Source organism: Parafilimonas sp., from assembly GCF_051953455.1.
GTDB lineage: Bacteria > Bacteroidota > Bacteroidia > Chitinophagales > Chitinophagaceae > Parafilimonas.
On record NZ_JBQCIT010000030.1, the window covers coordinates 47,727 to 70,076 of the forward strand.

At 37.0% G+C, this 22,350-nt stretch carries 20 protein-coding genes; 10 read left to right on the forward strand and 10 right to left on the reverse strand.

The window, feature by feature from the left end:
• Nucleotides 1-76: 76 nt before the first annotated feature.
• The gene (locus ACTHN6_RS11630; RefSeq protein WP_440435931.1) at nucleotides 77-1,261 is read right to left on the reverse strand and encodes a glycosyltransferase family 2 protein; all 1,185 of its coding nucleotides are present in this window, start codon (nucleotides 1,259-1,261) and stop codon (nucleotides 77-79) included.
• A 156-nt stretch (nucleotides 1,262-1,417) separates the two neighbouring features.
• Between ACTHN6_RS11630 and ACTHN6_RS11635 the strand changes: the two genes are divergently transcribed.
• Genes ACTHN6_RS11635 through ACTHN6_RS11670 form a run of 8 tightly spaced genes read left to right on the forward strand, consistent with a single transcriptional unit; the run spans nucleotide 1,418 to nucleotide 10,067 of the window.
• Nucleotides 1,418-1,822 (forward strand): response regulator, encoded by a 405-nt coding sequence (locus ACTHN6_RS11635; protein WP_440435932.1) that lies wholly within the window; start codon nucleotides 1,418-1,420, stop codon nucleotides 1,820-1,822.
• Nucleotides 1,823-1,827: 5 nt separating this feature from the next.
• Nucleotides 1,828-2,943 (forward strand): sugar transferase, encoded by a 1,116-nt coding sequence (locus ACTHN6_RS11640; RefSeq protein ID WP_440435933.1) that lies wholly within the window; start codon nucleotides 1,828-1,830, stop codon nucleotides 2,941-2,943.
• Nucleotides 2,936-4,141 (forward strand): glycosyltransferase, encoded by a 1,206-nt coding sequence (locus ACTHN6_RS11645; protein WP_440435934.1) that lies wholly within the window; start codon nucleotides 2,936-2,938, stop codon nucleotides 4,139-4,141. The genes ACTHN6_RS11640 and ACTHN6_RS11645 overlap by 8 nt, the downstream gene beginning before the upstream one ends.
• The gene (locus ACTHN6_RS11650; protein ID WP_440435935.1) at nucleotides 4,138-5,052 is read left to right on the forward strand and encodes a glycosyltransferase family 2 protein; all 915 of its coding nucleotides are present in this window, start codon (nucleotides 4,138-4,140) and stop codon (nucleotides 5,050-5,052) included. The genes ACTHN6_RS11645 and ACTHN6_RS11650 overlap by 4 nt, the downstream gene beginning before the upstream one ends.
• Nucleotides 5,040-6,944: an asparagine synthase (glutamine-hydrolyzing) gene (gene asnB, locus ACTHN6_RS11655; RefSeq protein WP_440435936.1), complete on the forward strand. Its 1,905-nt coding sequence runs from the start codon at nucleotides 5,040-5,042 to the stop codon at nucleotides 6,942-6,944. The genes ACTHN6_RS11650 and asnB overlap by 13 nt, the downstream gene beginning before the upstream one ends.
• Before the next feature lie 16 nt (nucleotides 6,945-6,960).
• Nucleotides 6,961-8,091, forward strand: coding sequence for a glycosyltransferase family 4 protein (locus tag ACTHN6_RS11660; protein ID WP_440435937.1), 1,131 nt, complete (start codon nucleotides 6,961-6,963; stop codon nucleotides 8,089-8,091).
• 5 nt (nucleotides 8,092-8,096) lie between these two features.
• Nucleotides 8,097-8,885: a class I SAM-dependent methyltransferase gene (locus ACTHN6_RS11665; RefSeq protein WP_440435938.1), complete on the forward strand. Its 789-nt coding sequence runs from the start codon at nucleotides 8,097-8,099 to the stop codon at nucleotides 8,883-8,885.
• Nucleotides 8,886-8,891: 6 nt separating this feature from the next.
• Nucleotides 8,892-10,067 (forward strand): glycosyltransferase family 4 protein, encoded by a 1,176-nt coding sequence (locus tag ACTHN6_RS11670; RefSeq protein ID WP_440435939.1) that lies wholly within the window; start codon nucleotides 8,892-8,894, stop codon nucleotides 10,065-10,067.
• A 4-nt stretch (nucleotides 10,068-10,071) separates the two neighbouring features.
• Here the strand turns inward: ACTHN6_RS11670 and ACTHN6_RS11675 are convergent, their stop codons facing one another.
• Genes ACTHN6_RS11675 through ACTHN6_RS11685 form a run of 3 tightly spaced genes read right to left on the reverse strand, consistent with a single transcriptional unit; the run spans nucleotide 10,072 to nucleotide 14,004 of the window.
• Nucleotides 10,072-11,769 carry a hypothetical protein gene (locus ACTHN6_RS11675; protein ID WP_440435940.1) on the reverse strand — a complete coding sequence of 566 codons (1,698 nt, stop codon included), beginning with the start codon at nucleotides 11,767-11,769 and terminating at the stop codon, nucleotides 10,072-10,074.
• A gap of 10 nt (nucleotides 11,770-11,779) precedes the next feature.
• Nucleotides 11,780-12,637, reverse strand: a complete 858-nt coding sequence (locus tag ACTHN6_RS11680) for a beta-1,6-N-acetylglucosaminyltransferase (protein WP_440435941.1) — start codon at nucleotides 12,635-12,637, stop codon at nucleotides 11,780-11,782.
• 8 nt (nucleotides 12,638-12,645) lie between these two features.
• Nucleotides 12,646-14,004 (reverse strand): flippase, encoded by a 1,359-nt coding sequence (locus ACTHN6_RS11685; RefSeq protein WP_440435942.1) that lies wholly within the window; start codon nucleotides 14,002-14,004, stop codon nucleotides 12,646-12,648.
• Nucleotides 14,005-14,368: 364 nt separating this feature from the next.
• Between ACTHN6_RS11685 and ACTHN6_RS11690 the strand changes: the two genes are divergently transcribed.
• Both ACTHN6_RS11690 and ACTHN6_RS11695 read left to right on the forward strand, forming a co-directional pair.
• On the forward strand, nucleotides 14,369-15,241 hold the full coding sequence (locus ACTHN6_RS11690; RefSeq protein ID WP_440435943.1) for a hypothetical protein: 873 nt from the start codon (nucleotides 14,369-14,371) through the stop codon (nucleotides 15,239-15,241).
• A complete protein-coding gene (locus ACTHN6_RS11695) occupies nucleotides 15,238-16,485 on the forward strand; it encodes a right-handed parallel beta-helix repeat-containing protein (RefSeq protein WP_440435944.1) in 1,248 nt (415 codons plus the stop codon). Before ACTHN6_RS11690 ends, ACTHN6_RS11695 begins: the two co-directional genes overlap by 4 nt.
• A gap of 16 nt (nucleotides 16,486-16,501) precedes the next feature.
• Here ACTHN6_RS11695 and ACTHN6_RS11700 read toward each other — a convergent pair whose 3' ends face one another.
• The 6 genes from ACTHN6_RS11700 to ACTHN6_RS11725 form a co-directional block, all read right to left on the reverse strand.
• The gene (locus ACTHN6_RS11700) at nucleotides 16,502-17,131 is read right to left on the reverse strand and encodes an HAD-IB family hydrolase (RefSeq protein WP_440435945.1); all 630 of its coding nucleotides are present in this window, start codon (nucleotides 17,129-17,131) and stop codon (nucleotides 16,502-16,504) included.
• Entirely contained in the window at nucleotides 17,128-17,859 is a 732-nt protein-coding gene (locus ACTHN6_RS11705) for an SDR family oxidoreductase (RefSeq protein WP_440435946.1), read from the reverse strand. Before ACTHN6_RS11705 ends, ACTHN6_RS11700 begins: the two co-directional genes overlap by 4 nt.
• Before the next feature lie 114 nt (nucleotides 17,860-17,973).
• Entirely contained in the window at nucleotides 17,974-19,308 is a 1,335-nt protein-coding gene (locus ACTHN6_RS11710) for an FAD-binding protein (protein WP_440435947.1), read from the reverse strand.
• The gene (locus ACTHN6_RS11715; RefSeq protein ID WP_440435948.1) at nucleotides 19,308-20,231 is read right to left on the reverse strand and encodes a UbiA prenyltransferase family protein; all 924 of its coding nucleotides are present in this window, start codon (nucleotides 20,229-20,231) and stop codon (nucleotides 19,308-19,310) included. The genes ACTHN6_RS11710 and ACTHN6_RS11715 overlap by 1 nt, the downstream gene beginning before the upstream one ends.
• Before the next feature lie 5 nt (nucleotides 20,232-20,236).
• Complete coding sequence (locus ACTHN6_RS11720; RefSeq protein WP_440435949.1) at nucleotides 20,237-21,481, reverse strand: glycosyltransferase; 1,245 nt, start codon at nucleotides 21,479-21,481, stop codon at nucleotides 20,237-20,239.
• Nucleotides 21,482-21,494: 13 nt separating this feature from the next.
• The gene (locus tag ACTHN6_RS11725) at nucleotides 21,495-22,310 is read right to left on the reverse strand and encodes a 2OG-Fe(II) oxygenase (RefSeq protein ID WP_440435950.1); all 816 of its coding nucleotides are present in this window, start codon (nucleotides 22,308-22,310) and stop codon (nucleotides 21,495-21,497) included.
• Nucleotides 22,311-22,350: the final 40 nt, after the last annotated feature.

Sequence of the window (22,350 nt, forward strand, 5' to 3'; positions counted from 1 at the left end):
AATGCAAAAAACTACGATATAAACCTTCTAAGCAGTACTTTAAATATTAGCAGTTGTTTTGTCTCTTTATACACTTTCATACGTCTGTCTTCAGCGGGGCACGTTTTACTTTTTCCCAGGTTGAAGCCTGCTGCTTTGAGACAAACCTGAAAAAACCCTGTATTACAGATACATTCATAAATACAAAATACCCTGCTGCTTTTAATGGCTTTAGTTTGGAATTTGAAGGTATATACGAAGATGCAAATGCCGTAAAGTAAAAAACAACCTGCATTAAAAAACAAATGATATAAAAATAGCCGCCGCCCTTTATAATAATGGCAAGGTTTGATATAAAAACTAAAATAAGACAGAGTGGGCTTGTGCACCAGCGCATTACGCGATGGCATACGTATAAAAACGTGAGCCGTGGATGTTTCCAGAACTTAAATAAAGATGCAAGCATTTTTATTGCCTGGAAACCACCCGCTGCAATGCGTATCTTTCTTTTTCTTTCATCTTCTATTGACACAGATGCGAACTCGGTAGCGTAAGCACGCGGCTCGTACATAATCCTGTAGCCTTTTTGCGCTGTTTTTAATGAGATTATAAAATCATCCAGGATAACTGCGCTGTCAACAGGTTCATATAACGCTCTTCTTACAGAGAATAACTCACCCGCGGCGCCCACCACAGAATAAAAATCAGAGTCGATTTTTTTTAAGAACGACTCATATTTCCAATAGAGCCCTTCCCTGTTACCAACATTTCCTTCATCTCCTTCCGGCTGAATCACTCTTTTTTCGCCTGCCACGCCGCCCACCTTGCTATCTTCATAATGAGACGCTATATACTTTATGGCATCTACATTTAAAAAAGTATTGGCGTCGCTCATTATTAATATATCATTCTGTGCAGCAGCAACAGCCCTGTTAAGTGCTGCAGATTTACCCTTTCTTTCAGGCTGGTGCAGCAGTTTAATGAAGGGATATTTTTGAATAACCGATGCCGTATTATCGGCAGAGCCATCGGTAATAAAAATGAATTCAATTTTTGATTCGGGATACTTCAGCTTTAGTGTATTGAGTATTTTTTGTTCAATTATGTCTTCCTCATTATAAGCCGCTACAATAAACGATACGGAAGGATAAAAATTACCTGTATTTACAGCTTTATAAACGGCACCAATTTTATTAAAGAAATAAACGATTACTGCATATCCAATATAATTAAAAAAAAAGAGAAAAGTCCCTGTAAAAAAAATATATTGCCATACAATCATATTTGCAATTTATACTCAATCAGTTATTTCTCCTATTTCCCTTAAAATTTAGCATGAGGTTTTTTTGCGTTCCCGAGCATTTTTTTAACGTTTACCAAGTTCAAAGATTGGAGCAGGTTGAGAGAAGTAATTTTAGCCCTATTAAAGTTCGTACCAATGTGGAATCTCGTTTCAAAGAATACTCTTTTGATTATAGATGATGATGAAGTTATGGTTTTACTGCTGAAAAAGCTTTTTGAAAAAAAGTATATTGTTTATACAGCCTGCGATGGCGTTGAAGCAATTGACCACCTCACCAGGGGAGTTTGCCCGGATTTGATTATAACCGACATTGTTATGGAGAACATTGATGGGTACCAGCTTATCAAGCATCTCTCCACAAGCGTTGTTTACAAACACATCCCTGTAATAGTATTATCAGGCTCTAAAAATGCAGCGCTGCCCCATAATTCACTTTTTTCAACAATGCTGAATAAGCCTTTTGACCCGCTTCAGCTTCAAAACCTCGTTGAAACAAGCATCCTGAATAAGTACAGTATCCAATCATGCAATGAAAACTAATCCCTATGAACGGAATATTTAATAATGAAACAGCACACCTGAATGAAACTGCTGAAGCAGATCTTAACCGCCCCGATTTTAACCTGCTGGTAATATTGTCTGCTTCATCTGCTGCAGAAAAAACGTTTTCGGACAGCCTGAATATCAATGCAGCACAAGATATGTTTACTGCAAAGGAAATTATTCTTTCAAATAGAATTTATTCTTTTGACGCTATAATATGCGATGCAGAATTAAATAAAAAAAGTATAGGCGAACTTACCGGCATCCTTAGCAGCAGGCAGGTAACTAATCATATCCCGCTTTTATTATTAAGCTTTCATGAAAAAGCAGACAGCGCCGCACTTCTAAACAGCCTTAAAGGTTTTGATGATATAATAACAAGCAATATTTCATCTGCAGACCTGAATGATAAGATCGAAATTCTCAAAAAATATAAGCTTCTAAAAAGCAAATTACCTTATAAGCCGGAGGCAGCGCAGACCGCCTTTGAATACAGAGGTTTCAATTATACATTTAAAAGAATCCTCGATGTTGTGTTGTCTTCACTTTTATTATTACTGGTTTCACCGCTTTTAATGCTTATTGCAATTGCTATTAAGCTGGAAAGCAAAGGCCCGGTTTTTTATACCTCCAAACGCGCAGGAAGATGGTACAGGGTTTTTTCATTTTATAAGTTCAGAACAATGGTGGCGAATGCAGACAGCATGATCCACGACTTGAAATACATGAATGAGTACAGGGATAATAAAACATCCTTCTTTTTTAAATTGAAAGACGACCCGAGGGTTACCCGAGTGGGAAGAATACTTCGCAAAACCAGCCTTGATGAATTGCCCCAGCTCATAAATGTTTTAAAAGGCGACATGAGCATTGTGGGCAACCGGCCATTACCGTTATACGAAGCACAAACCATTACGGTTGATAAATCGGCTAAAAGGTTTTTTGCCACAGCCGGCATTACTGGTTTATGGCAGGTTAAAGGCAGGTCAAACGTTAATCTTACGACTGACGAAAGAATTGCAATGGATATTGATTACGCTGAAAAATCATCCTTCCTGTTCGATTTAAAAATTATGCTTAAAACACCAAAAGAATTAATACTGAAAAGCAATGTTTGATATAGCGATTAACATATTATTCCTCGTTTTTGTAATTTACTGCGGGCTTTCGGTATTGTACTTCTTTGTTTTTTCCCTTGCAGGTTTAATAAGCAAAAAAGAAAGTAATTCAAATTTTTCTGTTCCGGTAAGCCGCATAGCCATTTTAGTGCCTGCTTACAAAGAAGACAATATTATTTTGTCAACAGCAGCAAACCTGCTCAAACTGGATTACCCGAAAAATTGGTACGATATATTTATAATAGCCGATACTTTTCAGCCAGGCACAATTGCCCGGTTAAAAGAACTTGATTTAAATGTTATTGAAGTTTCATTTGAAAACAGCACCAAAACAAAATCGCTGAATGCAGCCTTTCAAAGCATTACACAACACTACAACATAGCATTGATATGCGACGCTGATAATTTATTGGCTGAAGATTTTTTAAGGCAGGTGAATTACGAATTTGTAAATGGAGAAAAAGCTGTACAGGCAAAGCGTGTTGCTAAAAATGCTGATACAAAATTTGCGGTGCTTGATGGTTGCAGCGAAGCTATCAATAACCATATATTCAGGAAAGGCGCTAATGCATTGGGCCTTTCTTCTGCAGTAATTGGCTCGGGAATGGCTTTCGAATTCGATTTCCTGAAAAATATTTTACACGAAATTGAGGCTGTAAGCGGCTTTGATAAACCGCTCCAGTTAAAAGTTGTGGAAAGTGGCATAAAAATTAAATATCTCGAAAACGCATTGGTTTTTGATGAGAAGATAGACAACCCCAATGCTTTTAAACACCAGCGGAAAAGATGGCTGCTCAGCCAGTTTGTTTATTTGAAACAATTTTTTGTGCCGGGCATTCAGCAGCTTTTTAAGGGCAACTTCAGCTATTTTAATCTTGCTGTGTTAAACAACATTGTTCCACCACGGGCGCTATTAATTTTTGCGTTGTTTATATCAACTGTATTAAGTTATTTCTTTCAGCCGGCGGTTGTTTTTTATGTATTTGCGGGTTTCAGCATTTTATATTTTATAACGCTGGCAATGGCTTTGCCAAAGCAACTGATAAATATAAATTTATTCAGCGCAGCATTGCACCTGCCAAAGGCAATATGCATGATGCTCGTTTCATTATTTACTATAAAAAAAGCAAAAAACGTTTTCATTCATACGGCGCATACTAAAAATGAAATAAGTAATCCCTTGTTTAAAATTAAATGACAAACAAGCCGCTCATATCAATTATTACAATCAATTACAACAATGCAGATATCACTGCAGCTTTGTTGAAGTCAGTGCGTTGTCTTGAATATAACAATGTTGAAATAATTGTTGTTGATAATGCTTCAAAAGAAAATCCAACAGCCAAACTTAAAAACATTCTTCCTTCGGTTAAAATTATTTTAAGCGATAAAAACCTGGGTTTTGCAGGCGGCAATAATCTTGGTATAAAACAAGCGAAGGGTGATTATCTGTTTTTTGTAAACAACGATACAGAACTTACGCCCACCATATTGGAAGGCTTGCTTGAAATATTCCGCGATTATACTGACGCCGGTGTTGTAAGCCCTAAATTTCATTATTATTATGCACCAGGCACTATTGAATTTGCCGGTTATAATGCGGTTAACACCTTTACGGCAAGAAACAGCATGGTGGGTTGCCGCACAAAAGATGAAGGACAATATGATACTATATCAAAAACCAATTATGGCCATGGCGGCGGTATGATGGTTTCAAGACGTGTGATTGAAGAAGTTGGCCCCATGCCTGAAGTTTACTTCTTATATTACGAGGAATTTGACTGGTGTGAACAAATAAAAAAGAAAGGGTTCAATATCTATTACCAGTACAAATCACTAATCTATCATAAAGAATCAATGACAGTTGGTAAAACCAGCACTTTAAAAACTTTTTATCTTAACAGGAACAGGATACTATTCATGCGCAGGAATGTAAAAGGCATTTCGTTTTTAGGCTTTGCTTTTTATTACACCTTTTTCACTTTGCCTAAAAACACTGTTAGCTATTTATTAAAGAAAGAAACAGATCATTTAAAAGCATTCTGGAAGGGTGTTGCATGGAACTTATCAAATCGTAACCTTAAAAAAATTGAATTATGTGCGGAATAGCCGGCTTTATCGATTTTAATAAAAACACTTCTGTATCCGTATTACAGAAGATGACGGATGCATTAATACATCGCGGCCCAAACGATTCCGGTTATGAAGTAATTGATAATCGCTATGCTTCAATAGGTTTGGGGCAAAGAAGGTTATCGATCATTGATCTTTCTGCGAACGGCCGCCAGCCTATGCATTTCGAAAATCTCAGCTTAATTTTTAATGGTGAAATTTATAATTACAATTCCATTCGCGAAGAATTAATAAAAGCAGGTTACTCCTTTAACTCAACCTCTGATACTGAAGTTATTTTAAAAGGTTACCATAAATGGGGCGATGCCGTTGTAAACAAGTTCATCGGCATGTTTGCCTATATTATTTACGACTCCAATAAAAATGAAGTAACAATATGCAGGGACAGGGCCGGCGTAAAACCATTGTATTATTATTGGAATAATAATATTTTGCTTTTTGCATCAGAACTAAAAAGCCTGCACCAGCATCCATCTTTTCAAAAGGAAGTTGATGTAAACAGTCTTTCGCTGTTTCTTCAATACAGCTATATCCCGGCGCCGCATACTATTTTTAAAAATACATTCAAATTAAAGCCGGCACATTATCTTAAACTGTCACTGGCAACAAAAAATATAACAGAAACCAGGTATTGGGATGTATGTAATTATTACAATAAACCCACGCTTGATATTTCTGAAGATGAAGCGATTGATGAAGTGGAGAAGCTGCTCATCTCTTCTTATGAATACCGCATGGTGGCCGATGTTCCGGTGGGTTTATTTTTAAGCGGCGGTTATGACAGTACAAGCGTTGCTTCCATTCTTCAAAAAAACAGGACAGAAAAATTAAAAACCTTTACAATAGGTTATAAAGAAGCCGCTTTTAATGAAGCGCCTGAAGCAAAAAAAATTGCAGCATATCTTGGCACAGACCATCACGAATGGTATATAACCGCTGCGGATGCAGCAGATGTTTTTCATAAGCTGCCTGAAATTTATGACGAGCCCTTTGCTGATAATTCTGTTGTGCCAACAGCATTGGTGAGCAAGCTGGCAAGCCAGCATGTAAAAGTTTCACTTTCTGCCGATGGCGGCGATGAAGTGTTTGCCGGCTATAACAAGTTTAATCAATCAATCCGTTATACAGAATCCGTACCCTCTTTTATGCAATCGCTCTTCGGAAATGTAATGTCTTACATTAATCCCGAGAGCATTCCATATTTCAACAGGCAATACAATTTTGCTACGCGATATAAAAAGATGCAGAACATCTGGAAAGAAAAATCGCCGGCAGCAGCTATGAAATATATCAGCCAATATATAACAGAAGAAGAAGCAGATGTATTTTTGAAACATAGATATGAAGGCTATAAAACAAATTTTGAAAGCGGCTGCAAATTATCCGGCGATGTAAATTCACTCAACAAATTACTGGCTATAGATTATCAAACTTTTTTGGTTGATAACAACCTGGTGAAAGTTGACCGGGCTACAATGTCAGTAGGGCTTGAAGGCCGTGAGCCAATGCTTGATCACCGCATTATTGAATTTGTGGCACAGCTTCCGGCGCATTTAAAAATACGCAACCATACTAACAAATATATTCTTAAGCAAATAGTGCATAAGTACGTTCCTAAGGAATTAATGGACAGGCCGAAAATGCCTTTTATCGCCCCGTTAACCGTTTGGTTTAAAGATGAGCTGAAAGAAAAGATCAATTATTATCTGAGCGAAGAAAAGCTTAATGAAACAGGCTTGTTCAATAACGGCCCTGTTATGAAATTAAGCAAAGATTACCTGCAGGGCAAGCGGGTAACTTACCAGAAAGTATGGAACATTTTAGTATTTCAATTGTGGTATGAAAGGTGGTGTAAAAACGCCGCTTAATAATAGGGCTTGAATAATGGAAAAGAAAAAAATAAAGGTACTTCAGGCCATACGGCAGGGCAAAGTGGGCGGTGGCGAATCGCACATTTTAAGCCTTGTAAAGCATATTGATAAAACAATATTTGAACCGGTAGTGCTTTCTTTTACCGACGGGCAAATGATTACTGAATTAAACCATACAGGCATTGACAATTTCGTAATCCCTTCTGAAAAAGCTTTTGATTTTAGCACATGGAATAAAGTTAAAAAGCTAATGCAGCAGCAGCAGGTTGATCTGGTACACATACATGGTACAAGGGCAACATCCAATATTTACTGGGCTGCCAGGAAATTAGGATTACCTGTTGTTTATACTATTCACGGATGGTCTTTTCACGACGATCAATCTTTACCGGTAAAAAAAGCACGCATATTATTTGAGCAATGGATAACAAAGAAAACCGACTGCAATATTTCAGTTTCAGCATCTAACCAAAAAACAGGCAGGGATAATATTTCCAACTTTAATTCCACTGTTGTTTATAATGGAATTGATGTTGAACATTTCAGCCCGGTCAATGCAGAAAGAAAATCTTTAAGAAAAGAATTGAATATTCCGGCAGATGCTTTTGTGTTCAGTTTTATTGGAAGAACTACCGTTCAAAAAAACCCGTTGGGATTAATAAAAGCTTTTCAGAGAATAAAAGAGGTCAACCCTAAAGCCTTGTTATTAATGGTAGGCGACGGTGAATTAAAAGAAGCAGCGGTACAGTTGGCAAAAGAACTTGGCCTGGAAAACCATGTTGTATTTGAAGGGTTCAGGACTGATGTTGCAGACATTTTGTTTTCATCCGATGTGTACTGCCTGCCTTCTTTGTGGGAAGGTTTTCCTATTGGCTTACTGGAAGCAATGGCTATGGCAAAACCGGTAATAGCAACCAAGGTGGATGGCTCTTCTGAAATCATCCATCATAAAAAAAATGGATTACTGATTGAACCGCAGCGGGATGAGATGCTTACTGGTGCCATGCTTGAATTAATGAATAATGAAGCTTTAAGAAATGAGTTGGGAAAGGCTGCACGGCAAACTATTACCACCAATTTTGACGTTTGCAAAATGACCAGGCAAATAGAAAATATTTATACCAATATCTTATCTGATAACTAAAAACAATGAACAACAAAACAAGTTTTTATGAGTTTGAAAGAATCGCCGACAGGAAGCGCATAGATTTTATCGCAGACTTTCTGCAAAGCGCTCTTCCGGCCAATGCAAGCATTCTCGATGTGGGCTGTGGCAACGGGGTTATAAGCCGTCATCTCGGCCGTTTTGGTTTTAACGTAACCGGTATTGATGTGAGCGAAAAGGCGATTGAAAAAGCAACGGCTTTGAACCAGCTCAGCAATGTAAAATTCATGACAAAAAGCGCTGAACAGCTTGTTGCAGAAGGTTCAAGATACGATGCAATAATATGCAGTGAAGTGCTGGAACATCTTAATAACCCGGATGCTTTACTCGAAGTTTTAGAAAGAAGCCTTACTGCAAAAGGTAAATTAATTATTACCGTTCCCAATGGCAAAGGGCCGAGGGAAAGTATAATTACCAAACCTGTTTTAAAACTTAGAAATAAGAACAACCGGGTATGGAATTTGATTGTAAAATCAAAAAAATTATTAGGATATAGCGGCACTACCGTGCAGTCTGATGCAGACAACTTAGATCATATCCAGTTCTTCTCTAAAAAAGATATTCAGCAGCTTTCATCAAAACATAATTTAAAGATTGTACGTTTTGGAAAGGCAAACTTTGTAGAAGATGTATTTCCGTTTTCTTTTTTTGCAAAGCGGATTAAATTTCTACAGGTGCTCGATTGCAAAATAGCCGATTGGTTACCTTATTATTTCACAGGTGGATTTTTTTTCGTTTGCGAGAAAAACGACCATTATAAACTGAGGCAATAAAATATAATGAGAATAGCTTACTTAGCATTAAATGACCCGTTAGATAAAAAATCCTGGTCGGGCACAACCTACTACATTGCAAAGGCATTACAGAAAAACGGCAATGAAGTAGATTACCTCGGGCCCATCAAACCACCAAAATGGCTTGACAAAACCTTGCGTGCAATAGCCAAAGCCACAAGAATAATTTTCAGAAAGGAATATATTACAAAATACAGCCTGCTGCTTAGCTGGTATTCAGCCAAACAGTTTACTAAAAAGCTTAAGGGTAAAAAATATGATTGCATTTGTGCACCTGCAGCTTCTGTTGAACTGGGTTTTCTAAAAACAGACCTGCCTGTAATCTATATTACTGATGCCACTTTTGAATTAGTAAGCAACTACGATTATAGTGAGTTTAATAAAATGTTCTGGTTTTCAAAACTTGAAGGCAATCTTTTGGAAAAGAACGCACTGAAAAAAAGCTCTGCTGTAATGTATCCATCAATATGGGCTGCAGAATCTGCCATTAAAGATTATCATATCGCAAACAATAAAGTTTTTATCGCGCCATTCGGTGCCAATATTGATATGATTCCTGACAGGCAGATCATCTATAAAAAATTGGAGAACAAACAGCTCACCTTATTATTTCTTGCTGTTGACTGGGACAGGAAAGGTGGCAGCATAGCATTTGATGTTTTAAAATATCTTATTTATACGCATGGCGTGCAGGCTAAACTTATTGTTTGCGGTTGTGTGCCGCCTTCACATATAGCGCACCCCAATATGGAAGTGATTCCATTTCTTGATAAGAATAAAAAAGAAGATTATGACAGGTTTGTAAATATCATGTCTTCGGCTCATTTTCTCTTGGTGCCAACCCGCGCAGATTGTTCGCTGCTGGTAGGATGCGAAGCCAATGCTTACGGCGTTCCGGCTATAACAACTGAAACCGGGGGCGTTCCTGAAATAGTGAAAGACGGTGTTAACGGGTATTGCCTGCCTTACTCAGCACCGGGCAGCACTTATGCCGGTTTGATTAATGAGTTATTTATTAATGAAGAAAAATACCAGCAGCTTATCGCTTCAAGCAGGCAGCGATTTGAAGAACATTTGAACTGGCAGAAATGGACTGAAAGCTTTACAGAGATTTATGAAAATAGCGTGGCCAAAAAAGAGCCAGCCATCAGCCTGAATTAATATTTTAGGAATTAATAATGCTGATTATAAAATCAGCATTATTTTTTAAACGATCAATAAAATCAATACCGGCAAATAAAAAATAGCCGGTATTATTTTTTATATCATATAAATAAACAGGAAGATATAGCTTTTGAAAAGCAGCATCATTAAAAATATTCTTCATTGCCTGGTTATCAAAATTGTTTGCATCAATCAATCCAAAATAAACAATGTGTGCTTCATTTAAATCCGTTACAGCCTGGGGCAATAAAACATCCGGCTTCAGTGTATAAAAAATATCCTTATTAAAAGCAGCATGATTTTTTATTCCTTTCCTGTCGCCGGGGCTGTGACCCATTGCTATATTATTTAAGCCCATCAGGTCAACGGTTTCACCTTCGTATATCAGGCCAAAACCTCCTATGGCAATTTTTCCAACAGAAGGCTTAATTGAAAATGTTTTATTGAGGTGAGCGGCGAGTTCCCTGTCTTGCCTAGCCAATAAAAATTCAAAATTCATTTGTGTTTTTGCAGGCGACTTCAATTCTGCCAGGTTATTAAGCGCAATAACCAACAAAAAAATAATTACCGTTGCAAAACCTATAACGCTTATATTTCTATTACTATTCCTGTAATATTTATAAACCCATAGCATAACAACAATGCCCCATGCAAACAAAGGCAGCAAATGCTGGTAAAACCTAAAGCCTCCAAAATGATCTCCACCCGTTGTACAAGGCAACAAAAATCCAATCCATATTATAACGGTAACAATGGCAAACTTCTTTACGATTGAACTATTGGCGAGCTTATCATCTTTCTGTTTAAATAATATTTTTAATTTGAATACTGCATACAATAACACAATTGTCATCAGCACAAAAAGAAAACTAATTACCGGCTGGTAACCTGTAATAAAGCTTAATGCATATTTAGCGCCCTCTGTTAAGTTATAAAGCCTGTCCGGGGAAATCTTCGCATAATAAGTATTGGGAAACCTGTAGCCGAAATAATGAAGCCTGAACAGGGTGAGGCAAATTTCAATTACAGCAAAGCTCACAAAATACAATAAGGGGAAAAATAATCTTCGCTTATTTTGAATAAATGTATAACACAATATAACCGTAAAAACAAGGTTCCATGCCAACGCTTCTGGCCTTATAAGTGAAAGCAGGCAGCCCGATATTATTAATGCTGATTTTGTTTTAAAAGAAACGCTGCCCGCTTCAACCGTTGACAAAACAAGTATAAGCAGCAGGCTGAAAGCAAAATTCCATAAAGCATTTTCCATTAAACTCAGTACGCTCCACGCTATAAACGAAGGACCTATTGTAATGATAAATGCAGTATATAGCCAGAAAAAATATTTTGAAAAAGAAGGATATAATATTGCAACATCTTTATAAATGGCGCGGTAAATATTTGTAAACACAAGCGTGGTAAGCAACAGCGAAAAACAAATGAGTAGCAGCTCGGGGTTGGCAGTAATTAAATATGCACCGGCGCATATTATAACCCAAAGAAAGGAAGTAAACCCTTCAACATGCTCGCCGTTTGTATTAAACACAAATCCATCACCATGTGCCAGGTGGTGGGCATAGTTCAGAAAAATATTTCCGTCATCTATTCCTGTAATGCCTGCGCCTAAATAGTAAGAATCAATAAAACTTATAATAGAAATAACAACAAGAAAAAAAAGGAATTGTTTTAAAAACTGCATATAATTTCTGTTAAACAGTTGTTCCTGCTATACCAATATATTCTTCAAGTTTTTTTAAAATTAAGAAATCTGCTTCCATATCAAACTTCCTGGCAAATAATTTTGAAGAATTAATAAGTTCATTAAAATCATCAACGGTAAGCATTTGCGGATGAGCAATCGTTGTGTCTGCGCTCCATTTCACATATACAAGGTTTTGTGCAATATTGTTTTTGAATGAAGAATTGTACAGAATGGTTGAAAATATAAATTCATCTGCACCCCAGCAATATTTATAATATCTTATTACAGCGGGATTTTCTTTTAAAAAAGAAAGGCTGTATTTAATTGCTTTTGTTGTAAGGGTAAACCAATTTGCCCGGCCAACTATCTCATGATTGACGGGAAATTTTCTTTCCGGTAAAATATATGTGAGAAAATTTCCAAGCCTGTATTTACCGGGGATGTGCCAGTTAATAAGATGATATTTTTTTACTCTTGGTGCAACGGGCCATTCATCTTCTATAGATTCGCAGGTTATAAATTCAGTGCCTTTTCTTTTTAAGATATACTCATAAATTTCATCAGCAGGCCTGAGCGGAAAATCCTGAGCAGAAATTACGTTTACATAATCATAATCATCCAGCGGTATTTCATTAAATCCATTTAATGTAGCTTGTATGGTGCCGAATGCAGCCCAATAAATTTTAGCCCTTTTCTTAATGAAAGAAACATTACTGAACCGAGATGATAAATAATGAAAAGGTTCAGCGTTTACTTTTTTATCAATATGGATATAAAAATGAAAAGCTGGATACTGCAATGCATTCAAAAGCATTTGCAGTTGCTTCGGGTTTTTATGCGCCAATATGAGAAATGCTATTTTCATTGCTGATGTTATGATGACAAACTTCTTCCGCGATAAATATTAATGGCGTTTACATACATATCCCTATAAGTAGAAAAAACATATTTTAACACATTAGAAAATTGTAACTGTATTTCTTTCTTCATCACAAAATACCATATTGTAAATCCAATTCCGCCGGCAATTAAAGTGGCAATTGCAGCGCCATAAAAGCCAAAAGTTTTTAAACAGACATAAGAAATAACCAGGTTGATTGCAAGCGAAACTGTGTTAATTAGGAAACATAAGGATGGCTTACCAACAGAATTGAGCAGGTTGGCAGCCTGGTTTTGCATAGGCCGCATTAAACCTGTAATCATATACAATTGCAGAATGGGCGCAGCCTCAACATACTTGGCGCTGGCAATTAAAGTGATGACAAACTTTGGAAAAATAATAATAAATATAGCTGCAGGCGTGGTAAAAGAAAGCAGTACGCCCACCATTCGTTCATAAAGATATTTTACCTTATTGCCACCATCACCGTCAGAAGAAGCTTTTGATATTTTTGGAAAAATAATATCGGCGGCAGCATAAGAAGGAATATCAACCAGGCCATTAATTTTTGAAGCTGTATTATAAAATGCAACAGCGCTGTTTGATATAAAAGCAGCAGTCATCACCTGGTCAACATTTGAAAAAATATTTGACATAACGCCTGATCCAAAAATATACCCGCCATACCCAAAAATCTTCTTGATAGATATCTTTTCAGGCCTGAAATTATGATGCAGGTATTTTCTGCTATATATATAAAGAACTATAGATCCGGCCAAAATACTTAATGATAAATAGGCCGCAAGATGTGGCAGCAAAAAAGGTTTGCCGGTTAAAAAATGAATAGTTAAACACAGGAAAAAAAGCGCCTGCCTCACCAGGTAGCCAACAAGCACGCCTTTAAAATCAAGATGCGATTGCTGTATTGCTTCAAAATGAGAAAAAAATACCATACAGATCAAGCCGGGTATAAACCAATATAAGGTGGCAGAAAGGCCAGCGCCGGCATTAAGCACGGTACTCATCCAGTCGGAAAAAAAGATAAGGAAAACTATAAAAATTAATGTTATTAATATATTAATCAGGAACGATGATGATGCAATAGATATTCTTTCATTCAAGTCTTTGCTGCCGCTTACATATTTTACATGCGCATTTTTTAGAAGCCCGCTTTTGGTTACTTCAAAAACGGAAGTAACAGTTAAAAACAATGCCCATGTACCCATTTCTGCAGTGCTTAATGTACGCGCCAATATTATAAAGTTTATTAGCCCGAAAAAAGTGAGTGAAAACCGTTGCAGAATACTATAAAAACCAGAGCGTATCCAGTAGGAGGAAAAATAACGTTTCAAGTGTCGGATATTAAATTCTTTTAAGTAATGGTACAGATAAAAAACTGTTCAAACTTAGTTCAAAAACATATATCGCATAAGAATTAAACCTAAATTGACGGCGAAATAGTTATATTTTTTGTTTAACGTAAATTAACTGACGCAAAAGCAATTTTCAGGTAATGAAACGCCTGTTTAAAATGTATTTTACACACGGGTAAAAATGAACGGCAGGGCGTTCTCCCGAAGCAAGGTCTGGACAGGTCTAAGACCATTTAAAAAGCAAATTTGTACGAATGAAACCGAGCATTATTAATTTTTTCTCATATAAGAGAGTGCAAATAGCGAGGTTCCATGAAACCATTGAAAAAACAAACGCGCACGAATGAAAAACATTGTTATAGCACCATGTGGAAATAAATCGGATATGTTTTATAAGCATTGGCTTAATCAAAAAGAAATAAAAAATTTTGACTTGTGCCTGCTTTTTTATCATGAGGAAATTAACGATCCCGGCTTATATAAAGATGCCGATTACTTTTTTCATTTAAAAGGTTTTAAATACCACATGCTGCATACATTATTTACTGAAGTGCAGCCTGCATGGTTACAGCAATATGATTATTTCTATTTTTTAGATGATGACATTAAAATTGATACGCAGCATATAAATAAAATGTTTGCCTTAAGCGCCGTGTTTGATAGCTGGATAAGCCAGGCCAGCCTTTCAAAAAACTCTTACTGCAGTTGGCCAATGTTTAAAACACAGGATGATAGTTTTTGCCGCTTTGTTGGGCAAATTGAAGTGATGGCGCCTTTATTTAAGGCCGATGCGCTGGTAAAATGTTTACCTAGTTTCACAGGCAATAAATCAAGTTGGGGCGTAGATTCCGTTTGGTCAAAAATCCTGGATTACCCGGAAGAGAAGCTTATTGTTTTCGATTGTGTTACCATGGAACATACACAACCTGTTGGTGGTGGTGAACTATACCAGAAAATAGGAGTTGATCCTAAAGAAGACTGGGAAAATATCACAAAAGCATTCGGGGCTAAAAAACAAAACTATACAGAATATGGCAGGCTTGCCATCATTAATAAAGATCATTACCTGTTCAATTTTTTAGGCATAAAAGGCAAAGAATTTTTCAGGACGCTTCAGCGGCATATTAATGATTATGATTTACCTTCAAGAGTGAAAAGCTGGTTTAACAAATTGAATAATTCAGTGAACGTCAACCGAAACAAAAAGAATTTATGAGCAACCCTTTTATTTTACTGTTATGCATTTTATGTACCAATTATTTTGAACAACATCCACCACAGCATCTAAACCAAAATTTGCCTGCAGCAGATTGGACAGTTACAGATTCAAACTGGCGAAAAATAACATTAAAAAAACCTGCCTGCCGCGGTAAAAAAATTTATATAAGAAAAGGAAATGACAATGGTGTTTACCTGGACGGTAATTCGTTCTTCTATAAACCCGGCGACACGCTGGTACTTAAAGCTTCCAACAATCCTTATTCTTATTTTTCAATAGGTAATTTTCGTGGCACGGAAAATTGCCCGCTTACAATTATCAATGAAGGCGGGCAGGTAACCCTGAGTAATGGAATGGCGCTTGACAATTGCAATTACATTAATATTACAGGCACAGGCTCTTCCAAAGAACAATATGGATTCAGGATTGAAGACCCTGCGTCAAACGGTGTGGGAATAGATATTCATGGAAGATCGTCATTTATAGAAGTGCAGCATTTTTTTATTTATAAAAAAACATATGGCCTCTGGGTAAAAGAAGAAGGAAACTGCATTGATTCCCTGCAATATCCAAACTGGACGATCAACAATATTTATATTCACAATAATAAAATTATAAAGATGAACCAGGAAGGCATGTACCTTGGTTCAACGGATCCAAATGGTTTAAGGCAAATTGCATGCAATGGAAAAACCATTAACCCAAAACCATTGCGCCTTGGCAACATAAAAGTGTATAACAATATTATTGACAGCACCAACCGTTCAGGCATACAATTATCCTGTGGCTCAGGCATGCTCAATGAGATATTCAATAACACCGTTACAAATTGCGGTTTTGAATTTAATACATCGCAGGGCAACGGCATTAGCCTTGGCGGTTATACGCAAGCCAAAGTTTACAATAACAAAATAAACCACACTTATGCACTGGGCATACTTTGCCTGGGGAGCGGCCAAATTTTAATAAGAGATAATATTATAAATAACAGCGGCGAACTAGGCGATAAGACGGTTGGCGGCATGGCCGGCATTATGGTTGATACAAGACCTACAGACCCGGCTGAAGCCACGCAGTTTTTTATATTGAATAATAAGATAGGAAAAAATACTGACTACGCTATACGGGTTTACCGTACAGTTGATAGTTATGCAAAAGGAAATATTATCTGCAACAATTCAGGCAATATAAAAGTGGATAAAGCAGTTAATTGGATTAGCAACTGTGCTCCTAAAAAATAATGCGCTTTAACAGGTTTTAGTAAGAATACCTTCTGAATGGTTTATAATTTTTCTCTGTGGCCAATGCAATCATTGGAAGATCGTCGGGAGAATCACCGTAAGCATAAATTCTCTTATATGTTGAAAGCTTGTAATTTTTCTTTATATGATTTACCTTCTCTTTACCAGAGCAATTGCGGCCTTCAATTTTACCGGTAAGCTTTCCTTCTTTTACCTGTAGCCTGGTGGCAATGCAGGAAATATTATATCTGGAACACCAGGGAGCCACCCAGTTTTCTGCGGAAGCAGAAATTACAACAACCGGCGTATTATGCTGAAGATGTTTTCTTATTTCAAGCAAAGCGCTTTTATTCAGTATTTCAGGTAATTTTTTCTCAGTAAACTCAGCGCAAAGTGCATTGAACTTCTTCTCGTCGAAATTTTTTAAAAAGTATACCAGCAAAATTTCTTTGGCATTGTGATTGGAAATCAATCCTATTTTATAAGCAATAATTATGGGAGATAAAATAAGAATGCCTGTATAATAGCTGAATTTTCCTTTAATAAACTTTAATACTTCGGCAAGGGAATCTTTTGAAGTGATAGTTCCGTCAAAGTCAAAGAAAGCTATATCCGTAGTTTGCATTTTTAAATCGTCAGAGATCATAGATTCTTTTTCTTAAATATATTTTCAGGAATTGATTTTATAATCAACATTATCCATTTCCAAAACCATTTTACATAAACAACGTTTTGTTTTTTTCTTATGGCTTTTTCCACAGCGGCGGCTACCTGTTCTGTATTGGCCGTAAGCAATGGCGGCAATTTTAATTCAGCCGTCATTTTTGTATTTACAAAGCCCGGCAAAACACTTATTACATGAACTTTATGTTTATACAGGCGGTTCCTCAATCCGGATAAGTAGGCCGTAAAACCAGCCTTTGCGCTGCCATAAATATAATTGCTTTGCCTTCCCCGCTCTCCCGCCACAGAACTTATACCCACAATAGTGCCACTGTTCCGCTCAGCAAAATCTTCTGCTATAATATTTAAAACAGAAACAGCGCCGGTATAGTTGCTATTAATCATCTTTAAACTCTCATCCCAGTTTTTGCCGGCAGACAGCGTATCGCTCATATAACCAAACACACAAATAACAATATCAGGCTTTGGGGATAAAGACAAATAAAACGATGAATGTGTTGCAAAATCTGTTGCATCAAATTCATGTATTGTACAATTCACACCATACCTTATAGAGATATCAGACTGTAAAGCCTGCAGGCGTGCTGCATTACGCGCCGCAAGCTGAACATCATTTCCTTTCGCGGCCATTTTGCGGGCAATGGCTACGGCCATGTCTGATGTGGCTCCTAATATTAAAACTGTTGACATAATAATTTACGCTGTCCGTCTTCTTTTATTTATTTATCGGCTAATGAATATAGGGCATTTGCCATTTGAATTGATGCTTCCTGTGCAATAAAGCAGAACTAAAGCTGCTTTAAATTATGTAGTTAATTCCAACCTGTCTGATTGAACAGAACGTATTTTATTTGTAGGGTTATATTTATTTACAATCTTTTTGAATTCGCTTAATTTCGGATAGCCCGCCCTCAACACTTCGGGCTTCATGCGGGCATCCTTGCTCATATATAAACGGCCGCCATATTGCAATACCACCTGGTCGAGCTCATCTAGAAATTCAAATAAACCTTTCCGCACAGGAAAATCAAGCGCCAGCGTATAACCTTCCTTTGGAAATGAGATTATACTGTCCTGCCGGCCAAATACTTTTAACACGGCAAGAAAAGACCCCAATCCTTTATTACTGATGCGCTGCAATATTTCTACCAGGCCCTGCTTTGCTTCAAGCGGCAGCACAAACTGGTATTGCACAAAACCTTTTTTTCCATAACCGCGGTTCCAGTTCAATATGGCATCGAGCGGGTAAAAGAAAGGTTCATAACTAACTACATTATTAATTTCTTTCTTAAAATTTTTACCGTAGTATAAAAAATTGAAAAGCTTTACAGTAAGGCTGTTCAGTACCCATGAAGGAAGATTGATGGGAAAGGGGATGCTTTTTTTTGCAGGAAGTTTTAATGGATCCGATTTTAATTTTTCAGGCAGGTCTTCCAGTTTTGCATGCTCACCCAAAATAAGAATACTTCTGCCAAAGTGTTCTCCTGTCTTTAAACAATCAATCCAGGCCACAGAATAAGTATAATGCTTATATTCTTCAAACAAACGAATAATATCATCAAGGCTTTCAGCCTTTATTTGTTTTTGTTTTATGTAAGATGTTTCAATCTTCTTCAGCCTGAATTTAACCTTTGTTATTAAACCTGTTAAACCCATGCCGCCACAGGTAGCTTCAAAAAGATCTGTATTTTTTTCAGGAGAGCAAACAATAGTTGAACTATCGGCCAGTATTAACTGCATTTCAACTATATGATTTGAAAAAGAACCGTCAACATGATGGTTCTTCCCATGCACATCGCTGCCCACAGCACCACCAACGGTAATGAATTTTGTGCCTGGCGTTACGGGCAGAAACCAGCCTTTGGGAACAACTATTTCTAATATTTTATCTAATGTAAGCCCGCTCTGGCATTCCAATATACCATTTACTGTATCAAAAGAAAGTACCTTATCATATTTTAAAGTGCTGATTGTTTCCTTTGCCAATGAAGCATCACCATAACAACGGCCATTTCCACGCGGAATAAATTGATCGCTTTTCTCTACCAGTTGTTCCAACTGCTCATTAAAACTAAAGCTGTGTTCATTGCTTTCCACAACAGGATAATTTCCCCAGTTTGCTATGTTCTTTTGCGCCATTACTTAAATATTGAGATGTCGGGTAAATAAATTATCAGGTAAAAACTTACAATCCATAACACAAGTGTTATCTGCAGAAATTTGTCTTTATACAACAGGTCTGTTGGCGAGCCGCTGTCTTTTTCAATAAATGTTATTTGCAGGTAACGCATCAGCCCAACAATCACAAATAAAGATGTATAATAAAGCCTGTAGGTGTTCCAGTGCTGCATTACTTCGGGTGAAATAGTGTACATGATATACGCTATGATAATGATGCCCGTAAACAATGAAAGCATAGCATTTAAAAATTCGAGATTATAGCCTTTAATAGCTTTGCGCATATCAAGCCCTGAATCAAGTTTAATTAGCACATCATCCCTGCGTTTTGCAATGGCCATAAACATGGCAAGTAAAAATACCATTATCATTAACCATTGTGATATACCGATTACTGCAATTACGCCGCCTGCTTTAATTCTCAATACGAAACCCATTGCCACCAATACTATATCAAGCACTGAAATATTTTTAAGACCAAGGGAATAACCGAGGTTCATTATAAAATACAGCATTAAAACAAACAGAAACTTATCTTTTACAAGTGCTGCTATTGCAATACCCAGCACTACACAACTTATGAATAACGCAATAGCTGCTTTTTTAGATACAGCGCCGGAAGCCAGCGGTCTTGTGCATTTTACCGGGTGTTTTTTATCAGCTTCAATATCCATGTAATCATTAATTACATACACCGCGCTGGCAATAAAGGAGAAGGCAATAAACCCTGCAAAACACAACAGCAGTTTTTGAACATTGAATACTTCGCCTGAGAAAAATAATGGAAGAAAAATAAAAGAGTTCTTAATCCAGTGCTTTGGACGAAGCAGGCTTAAATAATGTGAGATAGATTTGTTATTTGCTATGGAACCTGACGTAACCATTATAATTAGCTTAAGTATTTATTAATGATAGCGCTTAATTTTTCAACAGATTTTTCCCACGTATGCGATCCCGCGAAAACAATTCTTTCAGTTCTTAATTTATTGCTGTCTTCTGTAAGCGCTTTTTCAATAAGATCAGCAAATTGAGCAGAAGTATCTGACAGGTAAGTGAATGGTTCAAACATGCGCATGGCTTCTGTTCGCGTTGCCACAACAGGCTTACCCATGGAGAGATATTCATCAATTTTTAAAGGATAATTTCCCTTAGTGATTTCATTCTTTACCTGCGGATTAATGCAAACGTCGAAAGCCTTTACATAAGCCGGTAATTCCTGCAAATTCTTTCTTCCCAGGAAATGGATATTGCTGTAGTTGTGCAGGCTAGATTTTACAAAATTTTCCTGCTCCGGCCCCACCAAAACAATATTTGCATTGGTATATCGTTGGGCAATGGCCGCAATAATATTCTCGTCAAGCCTCTCAATATCAAGAACACCGGTATAACCTATGATAGGGTACGGAATATTCTTTAAATCAACGGGCATTTCATACGCAGCATCTGCATTAAAAAGCCTGGTATTGCAGCCTTGCCCAATATAGTAGGAAGATGCATTGTAACCACTACAGTAATTAGCGTAATATTCTGAATTGGTAACAACTACATCTGATTTTTCAATAAGTTCGGGTTCTAACGTATCACAATGTTTTTTCCAGTAATCATAACCTCTTAAATAATCGCGGCAGTAATAAACATATAAAGAAGGTGATAACAACTCTTTAAGGTAGTAGCCGTTAAAAATATCATTATCGTTAAAGAGGATTATATCTTTAAAACCGAGTTCTTTAATTGCGCTTTCTATATCCTTGGCAAAACGCTTGTTATTAAGATAGTTCACCTTTTTAAAAACGGATGTGGATGGCAGCCAGTTAATAGATTCTATAACAGATGCCGGGAAAAACTGCCACATATTCTTTCTTATCTTTTCCAACTTATTGCCGTTTTCCTTAACAAGGTCGTAATGCAGCTGAACGCCTTCATCTTTGGTTTTTGAAACCCAGGTTTTGCGGTTCAATGGCTTATTCACATATAAAACCCTGTTATGCTCGGCAAGCCTTGAAGCAATGTCTTTACAGTTGCTTCCCACATGGTAATACCATGGTTGTAAGCCAACAATAACTATGTCTTTTCCTTTCAGGGTAAGAAGGTTTGAGATTTTTTTCTCAGTGGCCTCCGGATATAAAACTCGCATTTAATTAAAAGAGTTAGTTTTTTGATTTATTTAACCCCTGTAATAAAATAGGTGGTGTAAACAACTTAATGGCTTCTTTTAAAGAGGTCATTACACGGGCTTTTTTATCTTCTTTTCTGTATTTAAAAATGGTATTATGGTCAGCATCGCTAACAGCGGTTTCTTCTACCGGCCTTCCATTTGTATAATAATATAAAGCAAGTGATTTTCTTGACCTGCCTTCGGGGCATTTTACCACATTTGGATTACCATGCCATGAGGTGCTGGTGGTTGAAAACATTGCCATCCTGTTAAATATGGGCAGGATTGATTTGCGGCATTCCTTCATATCAAGGTCCCACAATTCAAACTGGCCGCCATATTCTTCTTTCCAATCTTCATTTAAATATACTAACACATTCAGCCTTCTGTCAAGCTTTGTTCTTGGATGCTTGTTGAAGTCTGCATGTATTTTAAGCATGCCGCCCGGTTGAATCTGGTGACAGCCGCCGCCATCAAAAAATGGATCGGGGATTAAATTTTCAATTCCGGTAAGAGCTGATAAAAATTCCAGGAAGGGCTGGGAATTTAAATAATGCATGAACTCTCTTGTGGTTTCACCAAATCTGTACTCGCCTTTTGATGCAAGTTTTATCTGATTGGCATCATTATATTTAAAATCTGCATTCTTCGACATATCAGGAAATTCCCCCAACACTTTCTTTAAAACATCTTCATTAAAGAAGTTGTCAAAGTAAATACTGGGAAATGGATCTGCTGTTGCATACGCATCTTTATATTGCAATGCAAATGCTTTCAGCTCTTCGGGGGTACGCGATGTAAAGTTCATATCGGCTATTTTTTTTAATATCGGGGACTAAATTAGAACA

Excerpts from the sequence above, each read along its gene's own strand:
- ACTHN6_RS11630 (WP_440435931.1), bottom strand. The coding sequence starts at position 1,261 with ATGATTGTATGGCAATATATTTTTTTTACAGGGACTTTTCTCTTTTTT.
- ACTHN6_RS11635 (WP_440435932.1), top strand. The coding sequence starts at position 1,418 with ATGTGGAATCTCGTTTCAAAGAATACTCTTTTGATTATAGATGATGAT.
- ACTHN6_RS11640 (WP_440435933.1), top strand. The coding sequence starts at position 1,828 with ATGAACGGAATATTTAATAATGAAACAGCACACCTGAATGAAACTGCT.
- ACTHN6_RS11645 (WP_440435934.1), top strand. The coding sequence starts at position 2,936 with ATGTTTGATATAGCGATTAACATATTATTCCTCGTTTTTGTAATTTAC.
- ACTHN6_RS11650 (WP_440435935.1), top strand. The coding sequence starts at position 4,138 with ATGACAAACAAGCCGCTCATATCAATTATTACAATCAATTACAACAAT.
- asnB (WP_440435936.1), top strand. The coding sequence starts at position 5,040 with ATGTGCGGAATAGCCGGCTTTATCGATTTTAATAAAAACACTTCTGTA.
- ACTHN6_RS11660 (WP_440435937.1), top strand. The coding sequence starts at position 6,961 with ATGGAAAAGAAAAAAATAAAGGTACTTCAGGCCATACGGCAGGGCAAA.
- ACTHN6_RS11665 (WP_440435938.1), top strand. The coding sequence starts at position 8,097 with ATGAACAACAAAACAAGTTTTTATGAGTTTGAAAGAATCGCCGACAGG.
- ACTHN6_RS11670 (WP_440435939.1), top strand. The coding sequence starts at position 8,892 with ATGAGAATAGCTTACTTAGCATTAAATGACCCGTTAGATAAAAAATCC.
- ACTHN6_RS11675 (WP_440435940.1), bottom strand. The coding sequence starts at position 11,769 with ATGCAGTTTTTAAAACAATTCCTTTTTTTTCTTGTTGTTATTTCTATT.
- ACTHN6_RS11680 (WP_440435941.1), bottom strand. The coding sequence starts at position 12,637 with ATGAAAATAGCATTTCTCATATTGGCGCATAAAAACCCGAAGCAACTG.
- ACTHN6_RS11690 (WP_440435943.1), top strand. The coding sequence starts at position 14,369 with ATGAAAAACATTGTTATAGCACCATGTGGAAATAAATCGGATATGTTT.
- ACTHN6_RS11695 (WP_440435944.1), top strand. The coding sequence starts at position 15,238 with ATGAGCAACCCTTTTATTTTACTGTTATGCATTTTATGTACCAATTAT.
- ACTHN6_RS11700 (WP_440435945.1), bottom strand. The coding sequence starts at position 17,131 with ATGATCTCTGACGATTTAAAAATGCAAACTACGGATATAGCTTTCTTT.
- ACTHN6_RS11705 (WP_440435946.1), bottom strand. The coding sequence starts at position 17,859 with ATGTCAACAGTTTTAATATTAGGAGCCACATCAGACATGGCCGTAGCC.
- ACTHN6_RS11710 (WP_440435947.1), bottom strand. The coding sequence starts at position 19,308 with ATGGCGCAAAAGAACATAGCAAACTGGGGAAATTATCCTGTTGTGGAA.
- ACTHN6_RS11715 (WP_440435948.1), bottom strand. The coding sequence starts at position 20,231 with ATGGTTACGTCAGGTTCCATAGCAAATAACAAATCTATCTCACATTAT.
- ACTHN6_RS11720 (WP_440435949.1), bottom strand. The coding sequence starts at position 21,481 with ATGCGAGTTTTATATCCGGAGGCCACTGAGAAAAAAATCTCAAACCTT.
- ACTHN6_RS11725 (WP_440435950.1), bottom strand. The coding sequence starts at position 22,310 with ATGAACTTTACATCGCGTACCCCCGAAGAGCTGAAAGCATTTGCATTG.